At 53.9% G+C, this 22,657-nt stretch carries 23 protein-coding genes; 18 read left to right on the top strand and 5 right to left on the bottom strand.

Annotated features, from left to right (window positions below; genetic code table 11):
- Positions 1 to 24: 24 nt before the first annotated feature.
- Entirely contained in the window at positions 25 to 150 is a 126-nt protein-coding gene (gene ykgO, locus A377_RS0110845) for a type B 50S ribosomal protein L36 (protein ID WP_019896385.1), read from the bottom strand.
- Between the two features lie 138 nt (positions 151 to 288).
- On the opposite strand from ykgO, the gene A377_RS0110835 reads away from it, so the two are divergent.
- From A377_RS0110835 to A377_RS12490, 3 genes are all read left to right on the top strand, one after another.
- Positions 289 to 2,250 (top strand): ATP-dependent DNA helicase, encoded by a 1,962-nt coding sequence (locus A377_RS0110835; protein WP_245546821.1) that lies wholly within the window; start codon positions 289 to 291, stop codon positions 2,248 to 2,250.
- Between the two features lie 32 nt (positions 2,251 to 2,282).
- Complete coding sequence (gene tsaB / locus A377_RS0110830) at positions 2,283 to 2,963, top strand: tRNA (adenosine(37)-N6)-threonylcarbamoyltransferase complex dimerization subunit type 1 TsaB (RefSeq protein WP_019896382.1); 681 nt, start codon at positions 2,283 to 2,285, stop codon at positions 2,961 to 2,963.
- 94 nt (positions 2,964 to 3,057) lie between these two features.
- Positions 3,058 to 3,918, top strand: coding sequence for a hypothetical protein (locus A377_RS12490; RefSeq protein ID WP_019896381.1), 861 nt, complete (start codon positions 3,058 to 3,060; stop codon positions 3,916 to 3,918).
- A gap of 65 nt (positions 3,919 to 3,983) precedes the next feature.
- On the opposite strand, the gene A377_RS0110820 is transcribed toward A377_RS12490, so the two are convergent.
- Positions 3,984 to 4,283 carry a hypothetical protein gene (locus A377_RS0110820; protein ID WP_019896380.1) on the bottom strand — a complete coding sequence of 100 codons (300 nt, stop codon included), beginning with the start codon at positions 4,281 to 4,283 and terminating at the stop codon, positions 3,984 to 3,986.
- A gap of 101 nt (positions 4,284 to 4,384) precedes the next feature.
- Here A377_RS0110820 and ycaO point away from each other — a divergent pair, with 101 nt between their 5' ends.
- The 7 genes from ycaO to A377_RS0110785 all read left to right on the top strand — a co-directional run bounded on the left by ycaO (position 4,385) and on the right by A377_RS0110785 (position 13,193).
- Positions 4,385 to 6,148, top strand: a complete 1,764-nt coding sequence (ycaO, locus tag A377_RS0110815; RefSeq protein ID WP_019896379.1) for a 30S ribosomal protein S12 methylthiotransferase accessory factor YcaO — start codon at positions 4,385 to 4,387, stop codon at positions 6,146 to 6,148.
- Between the two features lie 233 nt (positions 6,149 to 6,381).
- On the top strand, positions 6,382 to 7,338 hold the full coding sequence (locus A377_RS0110810) for an acetyl-CoA carboxylase carboxyltransferase subunit alpha (protein ID WP_019896378.1): 957 nt from the start codon (positions 6,382 to 6,384) through the stop codon (positions 7,336 to 7,338).
- A 35-nt stretch (positions 7,339 to 7,373) separates the two neighbouring features.
- Positions 7,374 to 8,735 (top strand): tRNA lysidine(34) synthetase TilS, encoded by a 1,362-nt coding sequence (gene tilS, locus A377_RS12875; RefSeq protein ID WP_019896377.1) that lies wholly within the window; start codon positions 7,374 to 7,376, stop codon positions 8,733 to 8,735.
- A gap of 202 nt (positions 8,736 to 8,937) precedes the next feature.
- Complete coding sequence (locus A377_RS0110800) at positions 8,938 to 10,581, top strand: CTP synthase (protein ID WP_019896376.1); 1,644 nt, start codon at positions 8,938 to 8,940, stop codon at positions 10,579 to 10,581.
- Positions 10,582 to 10,601: 20 nt separating this feature from the next.
- Positions 10,602 to 11,438 carry a 3-deoxy-8-phosphooctulonate synthase gene (gene kdsA / locus A377_RS0110795; protein ID WP_028485481.1) on the top strand — a complete coding sequence of 279 codons (837 nt, stop codon included), beginning with the start codon at positions 10,602 to 10,604 and terminating at the stop codon, positions 11,436 to 11,438.
- Positions 11,439 to 11,578: 140 nt separating this feature from the next.
- Positions 11,579 to 12,859: a phosphopyruvate hydratase gene (gene eno, locus A377_RS0110790; RefSeq protein WP_019896374.1), complete on the top strand. Its 1,281-nt coding sequence runs from the start codon at positions 11,579 to 11,581 to the stop codon at positions 12,857 to 12,859.
- A gap of 10 nt (positions 12,860 to 12,869) precedes the next feature.
- A complete protein-coding gene (locus A377_RS0110785) occupies positions 12,870 to 13,193 on the top strand; it encodes an FtsB family cell division protein (RefSeq protein WP_157760842.1) in 324 nt (107 codons plus the stop codon).
- An 8-nt stretch (positions 13,194 to 13,201) separates the two neighbouring features.
- Here A377_RS0110785 and A377_RS12870 read toward each other — a convergent pair whose 3' ends face one another.
- Complete coding sequence (locus tag A377_RS12870) at positions 13,202 to 13,777, bottom strand: Smr/MutS family protein (protein WP_019896372.1); 576 nt, start codon at positions 13,775 to 13,777, stop codon at positions 13,202 to 13,204.
- A 78-nt stretch (positions 13,778 to 13,855) separates the two neighbouring features.
- On the opposite strand from A377_RS12870, the gene surE reads away from it, so the two are divergent.
- The 8 genes from surE (at position 13,856) to A377_RS0110735 (ending at position 21,603) form a co-directional block, all read left to right on the top strand.
- The gene (gene surE, locus A377_RS0110775; RefSeq protein WP_019896371.1) at positions 13,856 to 14,620 is read left to right on the top strand and encodes a 5'/3'-nucleotidase SurE; all 765 of its coding nucleotides are present in this window, start codon (positions 13,856 to 13,858) and stop codon (positions 14,618 to 14,620) included.
- Complete coding sequence (locus tag A377_RS0110770) at positions 14,617 to 15,318, top strand: protein-L-isoaspartate(D-aspartate) O-methyltransferase (RefSeq protein ID WP_019896370.1); 702 nt, start codon at positions 14,617 to 14,619, stop codon at positions 15,316 to 15,318. The genes surE and A377_RS0110770 overlap by 4 nt, the downstream gene beginning before the upstream one ends.
- Positions 15,319 to 15,365: 47 nt before the next feature.
- Positions 15,366 to 15,953, top strand: a complete 588-nt coding sequence (locus A377_RS0110765) for a YqaA family protein (protein ID WP_028485480.1) — start codon at positions 15,366 to 15,368, stop codon at positions 15,951 to 15,953.
- Between the two features lie 399 nt (positions 15,954 to 16,352).
- A complete protein-coding gene (locus tag A377_RS0110760) occupies positions 16,353 to 16,757 on the top strand; it encodes a BrnT family toxin (protein WP_019896368.1) in 405 nt (134 codons plus the stop codon).
- Positions 16,758 to 16,785: 28 nt separating this feature from the next.
- The gene (locus tag A377_RS0110755) at positions 16,786 to 17,466 is read left to right on the top strand and encodes a class I SAM-dependent methyltransferase (protein ID WP_028485479.1); all 681 of its coding nucleotides are present in this window, start codon (positions 16,786 to 16,788) and stop codon (positions 17,464 to 17,466) included.
- 471 nt (positions 17,467 to 17,937) lie between these two features.
- Positions 17,938 to 18,876 (top strand): hypothetical protein, encoded by a 939-nt coding sequence (locus tag A377_RS12475; RefSeq protein WP_157760840.1) that lies wholly within the window; start codon positions 17,938 to 17,940, stop codon positions 18,874 to 18,876.
- Between the two features lie 166 nt (positions 18,877 to 19,042).
- Entirely contained in the window at positions 19,043 to 19,606 is a 564-nt protein-coding gene (locus tag A377_RS0110740; protein ID WP_157760838.1) for a DUF1643 domain-containing protein, read from the top strand.
- Positions 19,607 to 20,007: 401 nt separating this feature from the next.
- Complete coding sequence (locus A377_RS0110735; RefSeq protein WP_019896363.1) at positions 20,008 to 21,603, top strand: alpha/beta hydrolase; 1,596 nt, start codon at positions 20,008 to 20,010, stop codon at positions 21,601 to 21,603.
- 24 nt (positions 21,604 to 21,627) lie between these two features.
- On the opposite strand, the gene A377_RS0110730 is transcribed toward A377_RS0110735, so the two are convergent.
- Both A377_RS0110730 and A377_RS0110725 read right to left on the bottom strand, forming a co-directional pair.
- Complete coding sequence (locus tag A377_RS0110730) at positions 21,628 to 22,137, bottom strand: type 1 glutamine amidotransferase domain-containing protein (RefSeq protein WP_019896362.1); 510 nt, start codon at positions 22,135 to 22,137, stop codon at positions 21,628 to 21,630.
- Positions 22,138 to 22,208: 71 nt separating this feature from the next.
- Positions 22,209 to 22,583, bottom strand: a complete 375-nt coding sequence (locus A377_RS0110725) for an Mth938-like domain-containing protein (RefSeq protein WP_019896361.1) — start codon at positions 22,581 to 22,583, stop codon at positions 22,209 to 22,211.
- Positions 22,584 to 22,657: the final 74 nt, after the last annotated feature.

Below are 22,657 nucleotides of genomic sequence, written 5' to 3'. Positions count from 1 at the left end.
CGGCTTAAAGCCGTTAAGCGTTGTTTAACGCTGACGGGCTTTAAAGCGAGGGTTGGTTTTGTTGATCACATAGACCTTGCCACGACGACGAACGATCTGGCAATCTTTATGGCGTTTTTTCGCCGACTTCAAAGAAGATAGAATTTTCATATCAGACATCCAATAGTTTACGCTTGGTTGTTAAAGCGAACTTAACAACGGGTTCAAATTTGAACGGCGAATTGTACTGACAAAGCCCAGTCTTGTCCAGTTTTTTGGTAGAATTTCGCTTTTTCAGGATTGTGCGGTTTGAAACGCTGCACTGAGGAAGCGTTCGACTTGTCACTTTCAGAGAACATGGATGCCTATTTTTGCGAAAACGGTCGGCTGACCGAATTCGACCAGGCCTTTTGCCATCGGGATTCGCAGCAATCCATGGCCAAGGCCGTGGCGGAAATCATTGAACAGTCGGACACGCTTCTGGCCGAAGCGGGAACGGGCACCGGCAAAACCTTTGCCTATCTGGTTCCGGCGATGCTTTCCGGCAAGAAAGTAATCATTTCTACCGCCACCAAAACCCTGCAAGAACAGCTGTTGCGCAAGGATGTGCCCTACATCAAAAAAGCGACCCAATTCACAGGCCGGGTCCGCTTGCTCAAAGGCCGGGAAAACTACCTCTGTCCCCAGCGTCTGGCCATCGCCCAGAGTGCGCAGGCCCATTCTGACCAGGCCTGGTCAAAACTTAACCGGATCGAACAATGGAGTCAGACCACGCGCGATGGCGACAAGGCCGAACTGTCCGAAGTGGACGAATCCGATCCTGTCTGGTCGCAGGTTTGCGCCCGCATGGAATTCTGCCAGGCGAATGAGTGCGGTCAGGCCGCCCAAAGCCAGTGTTTTTATCCGCAGGTCAAAAAGACCGCGACCGAAGCCGAGATTCTGATCGTCAATCACCACCTTTTCTGCGCCGATCTGGCTTTGAAAGAGCAGGGGTTCGGTGACCTCCTGCCCAAAGCCGATCTGTATATTTTTGACGAAGCCCACCAACTGCCGGACGTGGCCGCGCAGTTTCTGGGGTTCCGCCTGAGTCGTTACCAACTGGATGAATTCGTTCGGGATCTGAAAGAGGCTTACGCCAAGGAAGCGCCGGACACGCAATGGTTAATGGATCAGGCGCGCTCGGTGGCAGAGGCGATCAGCGAGTTCAATCAGGTTTTGGGCAAGTTCGAAAAACGCTGGAACTGGCAGAAGTTTCAGGAATCGACGGTTTCGGTCCAGGCACTGAAAACCCTACGCAACCGTCTCGAGTATCTGGCCGATGGCCTCAAACCGCTGACGGATCGGGGCAAACGTCTGGCTGCGTTGTATCAACGGGTGCAGACGCTGGCCTCGGAACTGAACCAGTGGCTGGATCAGAAATCCGAAAATCAGGTGCGCTGGCTGGAATCCTCGCAGGGGCGTTTCAGTTTGCATTTGACCCCGCTGAGTGTGGCCGGTCCGTTTGCACGACAACAGGAAAAACTCGGCGGCAGCTGGGTCTTTACTTCGGCCACGCTCAGCGTCAATGCGTCGTTTGACTATTTCAGCCACAAACTGGGCCTGGTCGAGCCGCAAACAGCGATCTGGACCAGCCCGTTTGACTTTGCCAGTCAGGCCGCCATTTATCATCCGGTGGGACTGCCTTCGCCCAATGACCCCGACTATCTTCGCATCTGTCTGCGCGCGGTATGGCCGTTGCTGCAGAAAACAAAAGGGCGGGCCTTTCTGTTGTTTACCAGTCACAGCGGTGTGAAAAAGGCGGCGGACATTCTGCGTGATCACTGGAGCGGAAGTCTGGTGGTGCAGGGCGAAGGGCCAAGGTCCGCCTTGATCGAGCGATTTCGCAAGGAAGATCAGGCCTTGCTTTTGGGCACCGGCAGTTTCTGGGAAGGGGTCGACATCAAAGGCGAAGCGTTGGTGCTGGTGATGATTGATCGATTGCCGTTCATGCCGCCGGACGATCCCATTGTCGAGGCGCGTGAAGCCGACCTGAAACAGAAAGGGCTCAGCAGCTTTTTTCATTTCCAGCTGCCGGAAGCCTTGATTACGATGAAGCAGGGCAGTGGGCGTTTGATTCGGGATGCGTCCGACAAAGGGCTGTTGGTTTTGTGCGATCCGCGATTGAAAACAAAGGGTTATGGCCGTCAGTTTATTCAGAATCTGCCTGACTGTCCCTGGGTTTACACGCCCGAATCGGCTCAGGATGCGCTGGATCGCTTGCTGAATGTTTGAAATAAATCCCAACTTTGCAAAGGTTTGACCTTATGTCCCCAACCATTCTTGCCATTGAAACCTCAACCAAAGCCTGTTCGGCCGCATTGCTGACACAGGGCGAAACGTTTGAGGTGTTTGAGCTGGCGCCACAGAAACACGCCGACCGCATTTTGCCCATGGTAATGGAGGTGCTGGCGCAAGGCGGGTGCTCAGCGCAAGATCTGGATTGTCTCGCCTACGCCAACGGACCGGGCGCGTTTACCGGCGTGCGCATTGCCGCTGGCGTGATTCAGGGGCTGGGTTTTGGCTGGCAGAAACCGGTCATTGGGGTTTCGACGCTGGAAGCGCTGATTCACCAGGCCTGGTCAAAACGCCCGGATCTGGCCGACCAGACCTGGGTCGGCTGTCTGGACGCACGGATGCAGGAAGTCTACTGGCAATCCGGTCATCGTTCGCAAACCGGCCAGCTGGTGTCCCAACCGGCCGAAATGCTCGGGTTGGAGGCGGCCAGCGCGCGCGTGGCCGATCAAGCCGCGACCGAACAGACACTGGGCATTGGCGATCTGGTCTGGGCGTTGCCGGAATGGGAAGACGCCTTTTCCGTGTTTGTCCCGGCTTACCCTCGGGCCGGGGATGTGGCGGCCGTGGCGGCACAAAGACTGGATCAGGCGCGTCTGGTGACCGAGTCATTGCCGCAACCGATATATCTGCGCAACCAGGTGACCAGCTGAATCCTGACCATTTTCTGACAACGAGAGCGAGAGAATGTCATCCCGATCCCAGAACGGTTATGATTGTTATCTGACTTAAAGAAAGGTGTCGATCATGCGCAAAACAGGTTTCCCTCAAATTATCTTCGGTTGGGTTCTGGTCACACTGCTGGCCGGGTTTGTCCCCCAGGCCATGGCCGCTTCTTTTGACAAGGGCGACTCCATACTGGTGGCGTTTCCGTCCAACACCATTCAGGACGATGCGTTTATCACCGGCATTGTGACTCGAATCAGCGACGACGGCGATTATCAGATCCGGGTCAACGATTACGTGGTCGGGCACGATTACGGCTTGTCCTGCGAACCCATCGCGGTCAATTCGGCCGGTGAAACCACCGATGAGTCCGGCTGGGAGTTATGGGAAGACACCAAACGCTTGAGTCGTGACGGTTTGCAGTACATTGTCCCCCGTGAAAACGCGATGGAACTGGCCACAGGCAAGCACTACTTTATCGACCGCAACAACCTGCATACCCGTTTTTCACGCTGGCTGTCCGATGCCCCGGTTCTGTCGGTAGAGCTTTTGCAACGGGCGGTGGATCGGGCGCCTGCACTGGACCTGACGCCCATGATTCCGGCTTTTGAGGTCGCGATTGCCCACCGCCGGAGTTTTTACGACACCGATACCGGTGCGCCGCGCTGGCCTCATGATGCCCTGCCGTATCTGGATGAGATGCTGGCCTCGATTGAGCAGCGCCTGAGCGAAGAGCCGGAATTGCGCCAACACTGGTTTGCCGAAAAGCGGCAATGGAAACGTCTGGAAGAGTCCATGTATCTGTATTTCATGATCGAAGCGATGGACAAGGCGGTTCGGGATGCAGAAGGGGCGTTGCAGGATGCGGACAAGGAAAAAGCCGATCCAGAAGTGCGTCAACGGATGCAGCAGCGTCTGGACCGGCTTTACGACCGCGCCTGAGGATGTCCCAGTCAGGTTAGAAACAGGTTCTGGTGATACTCGGGACAACAGGCTCGGGCACGACCTTATTTGTCGAAATGGTAATATTCCTGATTCAGGTAATCCGCCACCTGCTCCTGTTCTTCCGGAAACCAGCCGACATTGAGGTTGCTTTCACAATAGGAAATCGCACTTTTCAGGTCGGACCAGGACTCCACGCCCATCTTTTTCAGAGAGGGTTTGTTGTAGCCCATGTCCGCATGGCATTTCATGCAGTTGGCGTCGTCGTGCAGGACTTTTCCAGGGTGCGGGCTTGAGGCCTGTGCCTGTGCGCCGAAAAACACAGCGCCAGCCAGCAGAGAGGTGGTGAATGCTTTGGTGTTCATGGTCTTTCTCCTTATATGGGTTATGAAGTCGCACTTTCATTCTACTGATTTTCATACCCTTTACCGTATCAATATTTTTAAGCCTTACAGCAGGAAAAATTATGACAGAACGCACGCAAATTATTGGCAAGGACGCCTGCCTGGAAGATTCCATTGCCCGGATGCAATCGTCCCTGACCGAGTTGGGCTTTGACATCGATCAGGCCAAAGCGGCCAACCCGGTGGACAATGTCTATTGGTTGCACATCAGGGATCGGTTCTGTCCGGCGTTGTTTACCAATGGCAAGGGTGCCAGCCGCAAGGCCACGCTGGCCAGTGCGCTGGGCGAATACCTGGAGCGTCTGCAGACCAATTATTTCTTCTCGGATTACTTTCTGTGTGCTCACAAAACGGCCCCCACGGCCAGCGATTGGCTGTATTTTCCCGATGAAAAACGGTTTCCGCTGGAGGCGTTTCGCGACACTCTGACCCCGGAGCTATGGGCGCTGTACGACCCGGAAGATGAGCTTGTCGGCGAAGACCTGCTGAGCCTGAATGATCAGGCGGACGCGATTCGATGCCTGCCATTGCAGGCCGTTTCCCGTCAGAAAACCGTGTATTTTCCGGCAAACCTGTTGAGTAATTTTTACGCCAGCAATGGTCTCAGCGCCGGCAACAGTTTTGAAGAAGCCGAAACCCAGGGCTTGTCCGAAGTGCTGGAACGCTGGGTCAAGGCACGGATACTGCGCGAAAATCTCTGTCTGCCGGAGGTGCCTGAGACGGTATTGGAAGAATACCCGGTGGTGGCCCGAGCGCTGGCGGCCATGCGCGAGCAGGGCGTGGCGGTGTCGGTGCGCGATGCTTCGCTGGGCGGGCGTTTTCCGGTGATCAATGTGACCCTGTTTGACCAGAAAAACGGTCGCTGTTTCGCCTCATTCGGGGCGCACCCTCTGTTTGAAGTCGCACTGGAGCGTTCCATGACCGAGGCCTTGCAGGGGCGCAGCCTGAACGATCTTGACGGGTTTGATCTGCCGATTTTTGACGAAACGCTGGTGGCGTCCGACGAAAACATTGAAAACCACTTTATTGACTCCAGTGGCTGGCTGCACGCCCGTTTCATCAGTCATCAACCCGATTTTGACTTTGTGTACTGGCAGGTCACCCAGGCCATGCCGCGACTGGAAGACGTCAGCACCTCTGCCGCGCAACGCGCCGGATTGATTGATCTGATCGAAAAGGAACTGTCGGCCGAGGTCTTTATTGCCCGTTACCAGTTTGCCGGATTGCCTGCGTGCCGGATTGTGGTGCCGGGCGTTTCCGAAGTGTTTCCGCTGACCGAATTGCTGGACAACAACCAGAACCGAGGCCGACAATTGCGCGAAGCCCTGTTCGATCTGGCCGACACCCAGGATTATGCACAGTGTTATCATGAACTTGAGAGTCTGGCGTTTGCCGATCATCAGGGCGTGGCGAATCTGGTCGGGCTGTTGCCGGACCCGGACACAATCTGGAAAAAAATGACCATTTCGGATTTACGGGTGTTTTTGCTGCTCAAGTTGCAGGCGGTGGAAGAAGCGCTGGAAGCCGTGGAAATCGCCAGCATTTATCAGCAGGACCCTGACTGGCAACGATTTTATCAGGCCTTGGCGTTTGCGCTGGAAGCGCAGCTTGAACCCCGCGCCGGCGTCAACCAGAAAGCCCTGCAGGCGACCCTGTTCGGTCAGCAACGGGTGGACGAAGTCTGGGCGCATCTGGATGGCACCCAATTTCTGTTCGATGCGCCGATTGGCGAGGCCATGTTTGCCCAGAGCCAGGCGCATCAGGCATTGTGTGCCGTTCATGAGCGCTTGCGTCCGGCCAAGGCGGAGGCCATGCCAAAGCCTTAACCCTTTTTTCACCAGGCCTGGTAAAAAAGGCATCGCACCACAATCTATCCCGAAGGTAAATATTCGGGCTATATTGCGTTCGGCACAATTGAGCGCAGTTTGCTAGAATACGCACAGATTTTTCAAGAAAAACCGGGCAGGGGTTGAGACTGGAGTCTGCGCATAACAGGTCAAACACCTGTTTTTGCAAGCGGTTCAACAACCACACACCGGGGACAACAACGGACATGACAATGAAATTGGAATTTTTGGATTTTGAAAAGCCGATTGCGGAGCTGGAAGCGAAGATTGATGAGCTGCGCCACCTGGATGGGTCGGACGACATGGATTTGCTCAAGGAAGTCTCGGCGCTGGAAGAAAAAAGCCGCAATGTGACCCAGTCGATTTTCAATAAGCTTTCCGATGTGCAGGTGGCCCAGTTGGCGCGCCACCCGCAAAGACCCTACACATTGGATTACATCCGCCATATTTTCACCGATTTCAAGGAAATGCACGGCGACCGGGCGTTTGCGGACGACCCGGCCATCATTGGCGGTCTGGCGCGCATCGACGGTCAGGCGGTGATGGTGATCGGTCAGCAGAAAGGGCGCGACACCAAAGAAAAAATCCACCGCAATTTCGGCATGCCCAGACCCGAAGGCTATCGCAAAGCCTTGCGTTTGATGCGAACCGCCGAAACCTTCCGCCTGCCGGTTTTGACCTTTATCGACACGCCCGGCGCCTATCCGGGCATCAACGCCGAAGAACGCGGCCAGTCGGAAGCGATTGCCCGCAATCTGATTGAAATGTCGCAATTGTCGGTGCCGATCATCTGCACCGTGATTGGCGAAGGCGGTTCCGGTGGCGCTCTGGCCATCGGCGTTGGTGACACCACCATGATGATGCAATACAGCACCTATTCGGTGATCTCGCCCGAAGGCTGTGCTTCCATTCTGTGGAAAGACGCCGCCAATGCCGCGGATGCGGCCGAAGCGCTGGGGATCACCGCACCGCGCCTGAAAGAACTGGGACTGGTGGAACAGATTGTGACCGAGCCGTTGGGCGGCGCGCACCGTCAGCCGGAAAAAGCGGCGGCGGCCCTGAAAGAAGCCTTGCTGCATCAGTTGGATGCGCTCAAGAATCAGTCGATGGAAGATTTGCTGGAAGCCCGTTATCAGCGTTACATGCAGTACGGCAATTTCGAAGGCTGACCGCGTTCATTGGCTCAGCCAGTCAGGAGAACCGGATGAATCTGAGTGAGAAGCCGGACAAGGCGTTCAAACAGCGTCTGGATGCACTGACTGACCCGAACCACCTTCCCTGTTATCTGTTGGCGCTCAGCGGCGGACTCGATTCCGTGGTGCTTTTGCATCTGCTGGCGCAAGCGGTGCCCAAAGAGCGTTTGCTGGCGGTGTACATTGATCATCAATTGCAGCCGCAGTCCGCAGACTGGCAGGCGTTCTGCCAACAGTTGTGTCAGAGTTGGTCGCTGCCTTTTCAATCGAAAACGATGACGGTCGAACCAGGTGATGGCCCCGAAGCCGCGGCCAGAACGGCCCGTTATCAGGCTTTGAACCAAAGTCTGGCGGAATGGAAAAACCGGCTGAGCAGCGACGGAATCGCTGAGGCCAACGGTTGGAAGGCTTCTCCGGCGTTTTACCTGCTTACTGCCCATCACGCTACGGATCAGGCCGAAACCTTTCTGCAGCGCCTCGGGCGGGGTGCAGGGCTGACCGGTCTTGGCAGCATGAAAATGCACGCGCCTCTGGTCGGCTCCTCCCGGCGTTTTGACCATTTGCGTCCGTTACTGGATCAGCCACGAGCGGTGTTGGAAGCTTACGCCAGTCGTGAAGGCCTGTCCTGGGTGGAAGACCCATCCAACCAGTCCACGGCCTTTCAGCGCAATCGGGTCCGTCACGAAGTGATGCCCGCCTTGAAAGCGATCTGGCCGCAGTTTGAGCGCACTTTGTACCAGACCACGGAACGCTTGCAGGAAGCGGACGAACTGCTGAACCAATTGGCCGAATCCGATCTGGCCGAGCTTTCGTTCACCCAGTTCCGTCTGGATTTGCGCCCGTTTCTGCAGGGGAGGGATTGGCCATCCGCCCAACAGGCCCGGGTGAAAAATGTGATCCGGTTGTGGGCCCGGAAGACCTGGCCCATCCAGCCCAATGCCAGACTGCTGGACTGGTGTCTGGCCCAGTTGCAAAACCCCAATCCCGAAGCCCATCCCCAGTGGCGGCTGAGCGACCGACCTGTCCCGCAGCTTGTGCGCATCGATCAGGGGCGCATTTATTTTTTGCAGGACCCAGACCGTGCTTACGATCAGCCGCTGTCGCAATTCGACCCTCTGGCATGGCAACTGGAGGCGGACGGCTTGCCGTCTGCGCTTCACGCATGGCGTCAAACCGGGGAGGAACCGCGCGTCTGCACCATGCCGACGGGCTTTCTGGGTCGGCGTCAGGATCGCGGGCGGATCAAAAAATGGTTCCGCCAACAGCAAATTCCCTGGTGGCAGAGACGCGTCTGGCCTGTGGTCTATTCAGCGGACACGCCAGCGGAGCATGGTGTCCTGTTGGGCTACGATCCGTTATCCAATTTGCCCTGATTCGGTAAAATGTCTATAATACGAATCCATTCTGATCGTACTCACAAGGCGGGTAACTGGCTTGCGGACGTCATAGAAATCGATTTTTCCGGGACAATGCCAGCGGGCACGCCAACAGGCTTTCATCTCAATCAGTGGTTTCGCTCAACCCCGGTGATGCATTCATCGATCAACGACATTAACGTTTAACCAAAGTGGTGGCATGACTAAATTTATTTTTGTAACAGGCGGCGTGGTTTCTTCTCTGGGCAAAGGCATTGCTGCGGCTTCACTCGGGGCCTTGCTTGAGGCAAGAGGCCTGAAGGTCAGCATGCTCAAGATGGATCCTTACATCAATGTGGACCCCGGCACCATGAGCCCCTTTCAGCATGGCGAAGTCTTTGTCACCGACGACGGGGCCGAAACCGACCTGGATCTGGGTCACTACGAGCGGTTCGTGCAGCGCCATTTCACCCAGCGCAACAGTTTCTCCACCGGGCAGGTCTACGACAAGGTCATTCGCAATGAGCGCCGTGGCGATTATCTGGGCGGCACGGTGCAGGTGATTCCGCACATTACCGACGAAATCAAAAACCGGATCAAACGGGCCGCTGCCGGCGCCGATGTGGCGTTGGTGGAAGTCGGGGGCACGGTGGGCGACATCGAATCCCTGCCGTTTCTGGAAGCGATTCGTCAGCTGGGCGTCGAGGTGGGGCGCGACCGCGCGTTGTTCATGCACCTGACGCTGCTGCCCTACATTGCGGTGGCGGGCGAAGTCAAAACCAAACCCACCCAGCACTCGGTCAAGGAACTGCGCTCCATCGGGATTCAGCCGGATGTGCTGATCTGCCGTTCCGAACGGCCGCTGGAACCGGCGGAAAAACGCAAAATCGCCTTGTTCACCAATGTGGAAGAACCGGCGGTGATCAGCTCACTGGACGCGCGCACCATTTACGAAGTGCCGCGCATGTTGCACGAGCAGGGGCTGGATCAATTGGTCACCAACCGGTTCCGCCTGGACGTGCCGCAACCCGATCTGAGCGATTGGGATCAGGTGGTGGAAGCGCAGCTGAGCCCTCAGCAGACGGTGCGCATCGGCATGGTCGGCAAATACGTGGACTTGACCGAAGCCTACAAATCATTGATCGAATCCCTGATTCACGGTGGCATTCAGACCCACACCAAAGTGGACATCAACTATCTGGACGCCGAAGAAATCGAACGCTCCGGCACCGACTGTCTGGCGGACATGGACGCGATTCTGGTGCCGGGCGGTTTCGGTGAGCGCGGGGTCGAAGGCAAAATTTCCGCGATTCGTTTTGCCCGTGAAAACAAAGTGCCGTATCTGGGCATTTGTCTGGGCATGCAAATGGCGGTGGTGGAATACGCCCGCCATATGGCCGGGATGGAAGACGCCCACAGCACCGAACTGGACAAGAAAACCAAACACCCGGTGGTCGCCCTGATCACCGAATGGACCGGCGAAGACGGCTGCATTGAAGAGCGTGACGAAGCCACCGATCTGGGCGGCACCATGCGTCTGGGCGGGCAAGCGTGTCTGCTCAAGGACAACAGCCGCATCGCCGACATCTATGGCCAGACCACCATTCGGGAACGCCATCGCCATCGTTACGAAGTCAATGACGGTTACATAGAACGTTTGGAACAGGCAGGCCTGGTGATTTCCGGACGCTCCGAAGACGGCAATCTGGTGGAAACGGTGGAAATCGAAGACCATCCCTGGTTCATCGGTTGTCAGTTCCATCCGGAATTCACCTCGACCCCCCGCAACGGTCATCCGTTGTTCCGCAGCTTCATCGAGGCCGCCAACGCCCATCATGCCAAATCGGAAGGTGCCACATCATGAGCGATGCATTCAATCAGACCATGAAACTCTGCGGTTATGACGTCGGCCTGACTCAGCCGCTTTTCCTGATCGCCGGACCTTGTGTGATCGAATCGGAAACCCAGATCATGACCATTGCCGAGCGGTTGAAAGAACTGACCGACGAGCTGGAGATGCCGTTTATTTTCAAAGCCTCTTACGACAAGGCCAACCGTTCCTCGACCCAGAGTTACCGGGGACCGGGCATTGAAGAAGGCCTGCGTATCCTGCAACGGGTCAAGGACGAACTGGGCGTGCCAGTTCTGACCGATGTGCACGAAGACACGCCGCTGTCGGAAGTCGCCAGCGTGGTGGACGTGATGCAGACCCCGGCGTTTCTGGTGCGTCAGACCAACTTTATTCAGAATGTGTGCCGTCAGGGCCTGCCGGTCAACATCAAAAAAGGCCAGTTTCAAGCGCCCTGGGACATGCAACAGGTGGTCAACAAGGCCCGCGAAGTCGGCAACGATCAGGTCATGGTCTGTGACCGCGGCACCTCGTTCGGTTACAACACACTGATTTCCGACATGCGCGGTCTGGCCATGATGCGCCAGACGCAGGCCCCCGTCGTGTTCGATGCCACCCATTCGGTACAGCAGCCGGGTGGGCAGGGCACCACCTCGGGCGGTCAGCGCTCCATGGTGCCGGTTCTGGCCAGAGCCGCGGTGGCCGCAGGCATTTCCGGTGTGTTTATGGAAACCCACCCAGACCCGGAAAACGCCCTGTCCGACGGGCCCAATATGTGGCCGCTGGACCAGATGGCGCCTTTGCTGCGCACACTGAAACAATTGGACGACACCGTCAAAGGGCAGGGGTTTATTGAAAACCCGTTGCTGTAAACCCGGACGGGCAAAGCCGGATCGAAACCCTGCTTTTTTACCAGGCCTGGTAAAAAAGGGACCTTGGCGGCTTTGTCATCTGGCTGACAATTGCGATTGATAACATCAAAAAGAATTCAAAATAAAACAGGAATGAAACCATGCCTTTAATCAAAGACATCAAAGCGAGACAAGTGATCGATTCCCGTGGTAATCCAACCGTTGAAGCGGATGTGATTCTGGAAGACGGCAGCCGAGGGCGAGGCATTTCGCCTTCCGGCGCCTCCACCGGTTCCCGCGAAGCGATTGAACTGCGTGACGGCGACAACAGTCGCTATGGTGGCAAAGGCGTGCTCCAGGCGGTGAACAACATCAAAGGCGAAATCCGCGATGCGCTGATCGGGCAGGAAGCCACCAACCAGGAAGCCATCGACAAGGCAATGATCGACCTGGACGGCACCGAAAACAAAGCACGTCTGGGCGCAAACGCGATTCTGGCCGTGTCGATTGCCACAGCGCAGGCCGCGGCGGCTTCCAAAAATCTGCCGCTCTACGCTTACCTGAAAACCGACACCTATCAGATGCCGGTGCCGATGATGAACATCATCAATGGCGGCGAGCACGCCGACAACTCAGTGGATTTTCAGGAATTCATGATCATGCCGGTCGGTGCGCCCAGCATGGCCGAAGCGATTCGCTACGGCGCGGAAGTGTTCCATGCGCTGAAAAAAGTGCTGTCACAGAAAGGCTACAACACCGCCGTGGGTGACGAAGGCGGTTTTGCCCCGGATCTCAAGTCCAACGAAGAAGCGCTGCAGGTCATCCTGGAAGCGATTGACGCCGCGGGTTACAAAGCCGGCAGCGACATTATGATCGCGATGGACGCAGCCTCGTCCGAGTTGTACAAGGACGGTCAGTACACCCTGGCTTCCGAAAACAAAACCCTGTCTTCCAATGAAATGGTCGATCTGCTGTCCGATTGGGTCGATCGCTATCCGATCCTGTCGATCGAAGACGGGTTGGACGAATCCGACTGGGACGGTTTCAAGTATCAGACCGAAAAAGACGGTCACCGTCTGCAGATCGTCGGCGACGACCTGTTTGTGACCAACCCCAAAATCCTGCAGGAAGGGATCGACAAGGGCATTGCCAACTCGATTCTGATCAAAATCAACCAGATCGGCACCTTGACCGAAACGTTTGAAGCCATTGCCATGGCCAAGAAAGCCGGTTACACCGCTGTGGTGTCTCACCGCTCGGGCGAAACCGAAGACACCGTGATTGCCGACATCGCTGTGGCCACCGGGGCTGGACAGATCAAAACCGGCTCCATGTCACGCACGGATCGGGTGGCCAAATACAACCAGTTGCTGCGCATCGAAGAAGCGCTGGGTGACGAGGCCGTCTATCCGGGGATGAACGCATTTTACAACCTGAAGTAAGGTCGGATTGGTGAAGTGGTTGCTGGGCGGTCTCGGGCTGGCACTGGTCGTCATCCTGATGCGTTTGCTCTCATCGGATGGCGGCCTGGTTCAGGTGATGTCGCTCAACCACGAACTGGAAGCGAAACAGGCCCGGCTGGATGAACTGTCGGCGCAGAACACGCTGCTCAAGCGTGAAATCATCGACTTGCAGACCGACACTCAGGCCATTGAAACCATTGCCCGGCAAAAACTGGGCATGATTGGTGAGGACGAAGTGTTTGTCAAAGTGATTGAACTGCCCGCCAAAGAGTCTGACAGCAACCAGAAAACGGAACCCGCTCGGGAACCGTGACAGGGTATTCAGCGGGGCAGTGACAGGCGAACGTAGACACTGCCCAGTCCGCCGTCTTTGGGTTGGGCACTGCAAAACGCCATGACCGGCGGACAGGTGGGCAAAAGCTGATGAATCAGGTTTTTCAGTTTGGGGCGTGTGTCCTCGGCGTTGTAGCCCTTGCCGTGGATGATCAACAACTGTTTTTCCCGGTGAAACAGCGCTTCCTGCAGGCATTGCAACACCGCTTTTTCCGCTTCGGCCACGGTCATGCCATGCAGGTCCAGCGTGGCGTCCACCGGGAATGCCCCCTGACGAAGCTTTTTCCAGGTTTTGGGGTCGCATTGCGGGCGCTTGAATTGCAACGTGCATTCGCGCGTGACCGGTCGGGTTGAGGTAAGGCCGCCCGAATCCAGCGCAAAGCCATCGTCTGCATGCATCGAAGGCCCCTGGCGCAGTCGGCGCATGGTTTTGCGTTTGGCGGCGGCGGCTTTTTTCAGGCGGGTTTCGTGTAGCGGCTGGCGTTCGTGTCCTTGCGACATCGGCGTGACATCGGACATGGCTTTTTCAAACGCTTGGCGATCTTCAGGGGTCAATTGGCTCATCGTTTCATTTAAGTATTGAGGTGAGGCAAATCATACCAGATTGACTCCAACTTCAAACCGCAACAGAGTGATTCGACCATGAATGTGCTTTTATCCAACGACGATGGTTATCAGGCCCCGGGCATCCGGGCACTGTGGGATGTGCTGGGCGAACTCACCTGGTGTGAAAACCGGGTGCTGGTGGCACCGGAGCGCAACCGCAGCGCCGCCAGCAATGCGCTGACCCTGATGGCCCCGTTGCGCATGACCGAACAGTCGCCCAATGTCTACAGTGTGGACGGCACCCCCACTGACTGCGTGCATCTGGCGGTCAATGGGGCGCTGGAGCCGCAGCCGGACATGGTCATTTCCGGCATAAACGCCGGGGCCAATATGGGCGACGACGTGCTTTATTCCGGCACCGTGGCGGCGGCGACAGAAGGGCGCTTTCTGGGAAAACCTTCCATCGCCGTCTCACTCTGTGGGGACGAACATTTCGACACCGCCGCCCGGATGATGCAGCGTTTGCTCGGGCATTTGCCCAAACTGCTGCTCGACCCCAACACCATATTAAACATCAATATTCCAGACCGACCTTATGACGCGATCAAAGGCGTTCGCATCACCCGGCTGGGCAAACGTCACGCTTCGGAAAAAGTGGTCGCCACCACCGATCCGCGCGGCAAGCCCATTTACTGGGTCGGCCCGGCGGGCGAGGCGGAAGACGCCTCCGATGGCACCGATTTTCATGCGGTGGCGTCCGGTTATGTCTCAATCACACCCCTGAAAATCGACCTGACCCACTATGACATGCAGGCCCAGCTTAACGACTGGTTGTCACAGGAGGCCACGCTGCAACCATGAAACTCACCTATCCCAACGCACAATTTGAACGTTTGCAGGGCGTGGGCATGACCTCACAGCGAACACGTGATCGTCTGATAGACCGTCTGGAACAAACCCTGTCGTTGCATCCCGATGTTGTGACCGCCATGCGCGTGACCCCGCGTCACCTGTTCATGGACGAAGCCATGGCCTCCCGCGCTTACGAAGACAGCGCCTTGCCAATCGGTCACGCCCAGACCATTTCCCAGCCGCAGGTGGTGGCGGTCATGCTGGATTTCATTCTGCGTGATCGCACGGAACCCTTGCACCGGGTGATGGAAATCGGCACCGGCTCCGGCTATCAGGCTGCTTTGCTGGGATTGCTGGCCGAGCAGGTCTGGACGCTGGAACGAATCAAACCGCTTTACCTTCGGGCCAAAAAGGCCATTGCTCAGTTGGAACTCGACAACGTCCACGTCAAATTGGCGGATGGGTTCGAAGGCTTGCCCGAGCAGGCCCCGTTTGATGCCATCGTGTCCGCCGCCGCGCCCGAAGCCTTGCCCGATCGTCTGCTGGATCAGGTCGCCGTCAACGGTCGACTGGTGGCCCCGGTGGGAATGGAGACCCAAACACTGCAAGGCTGGACCCGCACCGCCTCCGGCTGGGTCGAAACCGATCTGGGCGCGGTGCGGTTTGTGCCCATGCTCGCCGGGGTCGATTCGATCTCGCATGATTAAGCGAACCGACATATTTTTGTCTTAGAATGCGTTGAAAAAGGACGGCTTTGAAACTCTTTACCCCATTGTATGACCAGGTACTTCGCTGGTCCAGACACCCCAAAGCGCCACATTACCTCAGTGGCCTGAGCTTTGCCGAATCCTCGTTTTTTCCGATTCCGCCTGACGTGATGCTGATGCCAATGAGTCTGGCCAAGCCCGAAAAGGCGTTTTATTACGCCTGGCTCACCACCGTGTTTTCCGTGCTCGGCGGTCTGCTGGGCTATGCCATCGGCTACACGCTGCTGGACGTGGTCTGGCCCTGGCTGGAAGCCACCGGCCATGACGCCACCTTTGATCGCGCCGCCGCGTTTTTTGACGAATACGGCGTCTGGGTCGTCTTTATCGCCGGTTTCAGTCCCATTCCCTACAAGGTCTTCACCATCGCCGCCGGAGCCGCGCACATGGCCTTACTGCCATTCCTGCTGGCCTCCTTCGTCGGACGCGGTGCCAGATTTTTTCTGGTCGCCGGATTAATGAAGTGGGGCGGCCAAAAATTTGAAACCCGAATACGCGCCAGCGTCGACCTACTGGGCTGGCTGGTCGTCGCACTCATCGCAGGCTACATCGCCTACCGCTGGCTGGGTGCAGCGTAAAGCAATAAAGCACAAACCGGCAAAAGGAGAACAACACCACCGGTTTTTACCAGGCCTGGTTAAAAACGGTTTCACCATAACCGCAGAGTCATTCAGCATCGTCTCAAGCCCCTGAAAACCATGGAACTTCACAAACTGCTTTACCCAGCCGCAACAACTGTTTTCAGTGAAATAAGCATAGCTCTCCCAGCGTAATTGGCCACGCATTTGATCTAGTAATGATGATTTCTTTGATGTATTATCCGTAATAAGTGTTTTTTTACTTATGACTGAAAATCTGGATAATGTTGTATAACTTGTCTGAATGATCGGTTATAGCCAATACAAAGACATAATCGCTTGAAAACCACTTCAAAGCAAAAGTGCCTTCTGCTGATTTAATAACCTTTTGAGTTAATTATGGATATTCTGACAAAAATGGAAATTCCAGAATACGAATTTAGATTAATAATCGGGGGTACTCAAATTGATTATGACAAAAGCAAAGAAATGAGTAACCGTAAAAAACATGGATATTCGTTAGAAAGTGCAGTTCACTATTTTGAGCAGCTATTGCTTCCAATAAAACATTCTCCATTTATGACTAGTGATGCTTTTATTGAGAATGGTGAAGTTCGTCATATGCACATGGGCATAGATGACAGTGGAAATGTTGTCCTTTTTGTCACAACAATGCGAGAAGAAGAAACCGTAAGAGTAATATCGTTCCGACGCGCTAGAAAATCAGAGTGTAAGATATTTTACCAAAACATTGATTATAACAATTCACTCAACCTGAACGAGCTAACGCGCGGTGGATTCTAGTAAATAGTTATACACAACAGGAAACATCGTGGAGTTATCAGAAGTCGTACCTTGGGGCAGATCGTTACGTGAGTACAAAAAGATGTTCTCCCTTACAGATGGCGATCTGGGAAAGAAAATTCTTGGCTGTGGAGATGGTCCGGCATGTTTTAATGCTGAGTTGTCTGCCGAGGGTGGCAATGTCACATCAATAGATCCAATCTATCGGTTTAATGCCGGACAGATTCTCTCAAGAATTAAAGAGATTTATCCCAAAATAATGGAACAAGTTTCAAAAAACAAGAATGATTACGTCTGGAAAAATATACGTAATGTTGAAGAGCTTGGAAGAGTAAGAATGGATGCGATGAATACCTTCCTAAAGGATTACAAAAAACATCAAGAATCAGAGAGATATATCGATGCATCCTTACCAAACCTGCCTTTTGAAGGATCTGAGTTTGATTTAGCCTTATGTTCACATTATTTGTTTCTATATAGCGAGCATGTGAGCTTAGAACAGCACATATTTTCCATGAAAGAACTCTGCCGTGTTGCTAAAGAGGTACGCGTTTATCCGCTACTGTCTATTGACAATAACAAAGAATCTCCCCACCTTGAAATAGTTATGACGGAGCTGGAAAAACACGGGATTGATGTTTATTTGGTTTCAGTACAGTATGAGTTTCAAAGAGGTGCCACAAAAATGTTGGTGGCCAAAAGTGTATAACAAGGCAAATCCATTCGGCGAGCCAAAAGCTACGTCGCTAAATAATTGGGGCCAGAGTAAAATTAAATTTTCAAGCTGTTAAAATGTACAAAAAATTAGATATATAGCTTTACTCTGATTCCAATTAATCCTGGTAAATTTCTTGAATGGATGCCAGATATCATTAAGGAAATAAAATAGGCCGAATTTAGAAAGAAAAAAAGCTGTTAGTGCCATTTTTACAAGCAACAAAAAGAAGTAACAAGTAAATCTAGGCGATGCCTACAACGTCGCCTGTTTAGCCCGAATATTTCACAAACATGCACTGATCTCGTTTGCCCATTGATTCCACAAGGCATATTTCCTCAGTCGTCCGTAAACGCTGATATGCCACTCCTTCGGAAATTCCCTTGTGAAAACAAATTCCTGCACGACCTCAGCACAAATTTATGGAACATTCGGGTTAGGAGTTAAATTCACAGGGAGATCAAAGTGATAAGTAGACATTTTGCTGCTGCTTTATCAAATGCATGGAGAGCAGAGTCATCAAAATCAAATTTTTCAGAGGTTCAGCAGTTTCGCGCATTGATGCGAAGCTTTAACTCTCTGACTGGTCTTTTTAAACTCGAAGAGTTTCACGGCATGAAGCATCAAGTTTTATTCAATGGTAAAGGAAGTTGGGGGCGACCCTCGGCAAGGTGTGAAATTTCTGATCTTTTGATTGTATCTTATAAAACAAAGCCTAAATTCGAAGCTAGAGTTACGTTACTACAGGCTAAAAAATCTAATGACAAACATTCGGGTTTTTGCCCTATTTGCCCTAGCCTTTTCTCAATTTGCCATGGTCTCTGTAAATACATTGTTCAGACTAATTTTAAAGCTAATTTAGAACAATGGGATTTGCTGTCAAGACGCCCTGACGTACTCCCGTATCCACCATTTAAATGTAAACCTGATATTTTGAGTGGAGCAATTTTGCCGTCTGTTGGATCTATTGGTGTGTTTCATAAGTTGAAAAAGAACCACTACGATTTTTTCTACATGTCTGCCGATATGGCAGAGCCATTGGGGTCTCCCACACAAAAGCATGCAAAGTTGAAGACTAAATCTGGAAATGTCATTAGAAAAATTAAAGGCTATGAAGAATGTGTTTTTGCTTGCAATATTTTTATGTTTTCAACAGCTTTATTTAACCTAAAAATTGGTACTCCTATCGAAAAAGATAATACTATTGATGTCAAAGATGATCTCTATCGAAATTCTTTTCGAGGGTGGATTAGATCAATACTTTTTAGTCATCTCGAAATGACTAATAATAACTCGATTATAGCGAGAGAGTTACTGGAGTACCTTCAATCTGATCAGGAAGAAGATTTTATGCGAGAGCCACCGGCAACTGTTCTTATAAACTGTGACGACCATGAAGTTTAATAAAGCAATGCGTCGGACAAGACGTTTATTTTAGCGTTAGAAAAAAATGAATGTTTCTTTTATCCCCTCAGGTGACCTGAAGTGTAAGTATAATGTGCTCGGTCACTTCTATACGCTCCAGCTTCTGGCTGCGAAGCCACAAAAATGCAGGAGCGTTGTCGAAATCATGGCAACAACTACGGAAAACAACCCGGTAGCTGATGCCGTGTTTGTAATGATGAACCCAGGTTCATCTCGCCCTGTTGAGAAAACGAATCAGCTTATCAGCTCAAACCAAGTGGCTGAGATGACAGTTGAGCTTGTCCCTACTGTCCCAGACAGGACACAATATCAGGTCATGCGAGTTATGCATTACAAGCACTGGCGGTATGTCCGTGTCATAAACCTTTCTGACCTGCGCGATCCACAATGTGGTTCCTTTGCACAAAGGTATGTCCAGCTCGAACAGGAATCGGGTACTTGGGTTCACTCCTTGTTTTCGGCGGAACGCTCGGTCCAGCTAAAGCGGAATCTATCTCGAAAGCCCGGTGCTCCTATCATTCTCGCTTGGGGTGTTAGTGAAGGCCTCAACCCTTTGATCGAAAGGGCTACCAATGCACTGGCTGAAGAGCAAGGGGTCATGGGTTTGGCTAAGCCGGGACAGGATAATAAATACTTTCATCCGCTTCCTCCTCTTCAGCGTCAGAAAGAACAGTGGGTCGCTCAAATGTTGGAGCTGTTGAATGCCTAACAGGGCGCTCCAGCCGACCGCCAAATCGCTGAAGGGGTTCGGCGTCGGCTGATCTTTAGTGTTAGCTGTCTATATCAAGCACGGCTCCAACACTAATAAAGTAGCTTGAATTCAAGTAGGAAAAAATGGATAAATGTATGGCGTATCCTAATCGTTTTACATCTTCGGGCATCCGTAGTTTACTGGCTGACTTTGGAAATAGTATTTTAGGAAACAAAAAAGTGGCTAGCGAACTCAGGCCGTACCAGATATCAATAACTTAAGACCGTTAATGAGCGGCGTGACCTTATACGAACGGCACCTTAATCTAGCACGAAAGCATATTTCAAACTTCCCCGTAACGCATACAAAGGCTTAATCATATTCGTATAGGACGACATTTCTCCATTATTGGCCTGATTGTGGGCACTTCGTTTTTTGCGCTTTCGTTGACGCCGAGTCTGGTGCCTCGTGGTGAGACGGTTCAGGGCGTGGTTTCCGGTTTGTCGATGGCGGCCGGGTATTTGGTCGGTGTGTTTGGATGGTGGTTATGGCGCTATTTTGAGCTGCCTTTTCCGCCGATCCGTTGGCAGCGCGTGGTAAAAATTGTGGTGGCCGTGTTGTGCGGTCTGTTGGCGATCAGCTTTCTGCTGCAGGCCAGCGAATGGCAGAACACGGTGCGGGCACTGATGGGTATGGAGAAGGTCGAGGGCGTTCGGGCGCTCTGGGTCGGCTTGGTGGCCGGGCTGGTGTTTCTGGTTGCGCTGGGATTGGGAAAGCTGTTTGTCGCCCTCTGGAATTTCTTTTCGCGCCATTTGCGTCGGGTGGTGCCGCACCGGGTCTCGGTGGTCACCGGATTGCTGCTGTCGTTTTCTCTGTTCTGGGCAGTGGTGGACGGGGTGTTGTTTGCCACGTTGCTGGAGAAGGTGGATTATTCCTATCAGCAGGTGGATGCCCTGATGGATGCGGAACAGCCAAAGCCTCAGGCGCTTCAGCGTGCGGGCGGTCCGCAATCCTTGATACCCTGGAAAACCCTGGGCCGTCAGGGACGGCGTTATCTGGCCAGTGCGCCCACAGCGGCGGAGATCGCCGAATTCACCCAAGCGCCGACGCAGCCCCCTTTGCGGGTTTACGCCGGTCTCAACTCGGCTGGTACGCCGGAAGCACGGGCCGAACTGGCTCTGGCGGAGCTGGAGCGGGTGGGCGGTTTCGAGCGTTCGACACTGGTTTTGATTGTGCCCACTGGCACTGGCTGGATTGATCCGTCCGGGATGGACACATTGGAGTATCTGCTCAAGGGCGATGTCGCCAGTGTGGCGGCCCAGTACAGTTATCTGCCGAGTCCGGTGTCGGTGATGGCCGATGGCGATTATGCGGTGGAAAACACCCGCGCTTTGTTTCAGTCGGTTTACGGGCGTTGGCGTGAGTTGCCGGAAAAAGGGCGCCCGGCGCTTTACCTGTTTGGGTTGAGTCTGGGCGCGATGAATCTGGATCGCTCGTTTGATTTTTTCGACATCATTGATGCGCCCTTTGATGGCGCTCTGTGGGTGGGGCCGCCGTTTCGGATGGACACCTGGCGCGAGGCGACTCAGCGGCGTCGACCCGATTCGCCGCAGTGGTTGCCGCGTTTTCGCGACGATTCGGTGATTCGCTTTGCCAATCAGTCAGGCGGACTGGATCAAGGTCAGGCGCCCTGGGGCGATTTTCGGATTGCGTTTTTGCAGTACGCCAGCGACCCGATCACCTTTTTTTCACCGGGTTCCTTTTATCAGAAACCTGCCTGGCTAGAACCGCCACGCGGCCCGGATGTGTCGTCGGAATTGCGCTGGTTCCCGATTATCACCATGTTGCAACTGGCGGCGGACATGGCGGTGGGCAAAGCGCCACCGGGGTACGGTCACGAGTATGCCGCAGAGCATTATTTTGATGCCTGGCTGGCACTGGCCGAGCCAGAGGGTTGGAATGACGCTGAATTGGCGCGCTTGCGTGCGCATTTCCGTGAAATACGGCAGCCATGAACACACCAGCTTGCCGGTGGCAGATCAACGCTTTTCGAGTGCGGTCATGATGGCCTGAAACATTTCCGGCATGGCGGAGGGATCGGTGGCGGTGATCAGATTGGCGTCCACGCTCACCGGGTTGGCGGTATGCACGCCACCGGCATTGACAATGTCGTCTTTGATTGACGGAAAAGAGGTCATTTTTCGGCCCTGACACACGCCCGCAGAGATCAGTACCCAGGGACCGTGGCAGATGGCGGCCACCAGTTTCCGGCTGTCGTCCATCTGTTTGACGAAGTCGGTGATGTGTTTATTGGTGCGGAGTTTGTCGGGCGCATAGCCGCCGGGAACAAAAACGAGATCGTAATCCTCGCTTCGGACATCCTCAATGGCCTTGTTGGCTGTGAACTCGCCGCCTTTTTTGCCACTGACCGCTTTTTGGCTTTGCGAGATCACATCGACTTCGTACCCCGCTTCCAGAAAACGGTAGTAGGGGTATAAAAACTCCACATCCTCGACCATGTCTTCGATCAATACGGCGGCTTTCAACATGTAGACCTCCTTGTTTTGTTGACGCTTTTCACCTTGCCAGTGGGTAACCGGATGTGTCAATGCCTGTCGAGTCAGTCTTCAAGGATCAACGCCAGCACCACCTGCCGGTCTTCGGTGGTGAGGACGTTGTAGGTTCGGCAGGCGGCCATATTGGTCATGACTTCCACGCCCACGCCCTGGGCGGCGCAATGGGCGAGCAGGGCGGGGTCGGGAAAATGCTGGGTTTCGCCGGTGCCCAGCAGAATCACCTCGGGCGAGAAGGCCAGCAGGGCGTCGAGATGGTCTGGCGTGAGCGAGGCAATGTCGGTGCAATTCCAGTCCTCTTTGATCTCGTGCTGGCTGATCGCACAGCTTTGATTCAGGGTGAAATCATTGATTTTGACCAGGCCTGGTTGATATTGCTTGATGGTGTAGACTTGGCTGTCACGGTGTTCGGTGAATTTCATGGGGCGTCTCAAGGTTATTGGCGGTTTGCATCGTATTTTACATAGTTTAACAAAAATGCGCTCAGCCTTGATGG

The organism is Hydrogenovibrio halophilus DSM 15072 (assembly GCF_000384235.1).
Taxonomy (GTDB): domain Bacteria; phylum Pseudomonadota; class Gammaproteobacteria; order Thiomicrospirales; family Thiomicrospiraceae; genus Hydrogenovibrio; species Hydrogenovibrio halophilus.
The sequence above is the reverse complement of the archived record's forward strand: the minus strand, read 5'-3'. Positions and strand labels throughout refer to the sequence as shown.

Bases quoted from the DNA above. Each gene is read 5' to 3' on its own strand.
- kdsA (WP_028485481.1), top strand. From the start codon at position 10,602: ATGAAACTCTGCGGTTATGACGTCGGCCTGACTCAGCCGCTTTTCCTG.
- A377_RS0110740 (WP_157760838.1), top strand. From the start codon at position 19,043: ATGGCAACAACTACGGAAAACAACCCGGTAGCTGATGCCGTGTTTGTA.
- A377_RS0110800 (WP_019896376.1), top strand. From the start codon at position 8,938: ATGACTAAATTTATTTTTGTAACAGGCGGCGTGGTTTCTTCTCTGGGC.
- A377_RS0110820 (WP_019896380.1), bottom strand. From the start codon at position 4,283: ATGAACACCAAAGCATTCACCACCTCTCTGCTGGCTGGCGCTGTGTTT.
- A377_RS12490 (WP_019896381.1), top strand. From the start codon at position 3,058: ATGCGCAAAACAGGTTTCCCTCAAATTATCTTCGGTTGGGTTCTGGTC.
- tsaB (WP_019896382.1), top strand. From the start codon at position 2,283: ATGTCCCCAACCATTCTTGCCATTGAAACCTCAACCAAAGCCTGTTCG.
- A377_RS0110730 (WP_019896362.1), bottom strand. From the start codon at position 22,137: ATGTTGAAAGCCGCCGTATTGATCGAAGACATGGTCGAGGATGTGGAG.
- eno (WP_019896374.1), top strand. From the start codon at position 11,579: ATGCCTTTAATCAAAGACATCAAAGCGAGACAAGTGATCGATTCCCGT.
- A377_RS12870 (WP_019896372.1), bottom strand. From the start codon at position 13,777: ATGAGCCAATTGACCCCTGAAGATCGCCAAGCGTTTGAAAAAGCCATG.
- ykgO (WP_019896385.1), bottom strand. From the start codon at position 150: ATGAAAATTCTATCTTCTTTGAAGTCGGCGAAAAAACGCCATAAAGAT.
- ycaO (WP_019896379.1), top strand. From the start codon at position 4,385: ATGACAGAACGCACGCAAATTATTGGCAAGGACGCCTGCCTGGAAGAT.
- A377_RS0110725 (WP_019896361.1), bottom strand. From the start codon at position 22,583: ATGAAATTCACCGAACACCGTGACAGCCAAGTCTACACCATCAAGCAA.
- tilS (WP_019896377.1), top strand. From the start codon at position 7,374: ATGAATCTGAGTGAGAAGCCGGACAAGGCGTTCAAACAGCGTCTGGAT.
- A377_RS0110770 (WP_019896370.1), top strand. From the start codon at position 14,617: ATGAAACTCACCTATCCCAACGCACAATTTGAACGTTTGCAGGGCGTG.
- A377_RS0110810 (WP_019896378.1), top strand. From the start codon at position 6,382: ATGAAATTGGAATTTTTGGATTTTGAAAAGCCGATTGCGGAGCTGGAA.
- A377_RS0110760 (WP_019896368.1), top strand. From the start codon at position 16,353: ATGGATATTCTGACAAAAATGGAAATTCCAGAATACGAATTTAGATTA.
- surE (WP_019896371.1), top strand. From the start codon at position 13,856: ATGAATGTGCTTTTATCCAACGACGATGGTTATCAGGCCCCGGGCATC.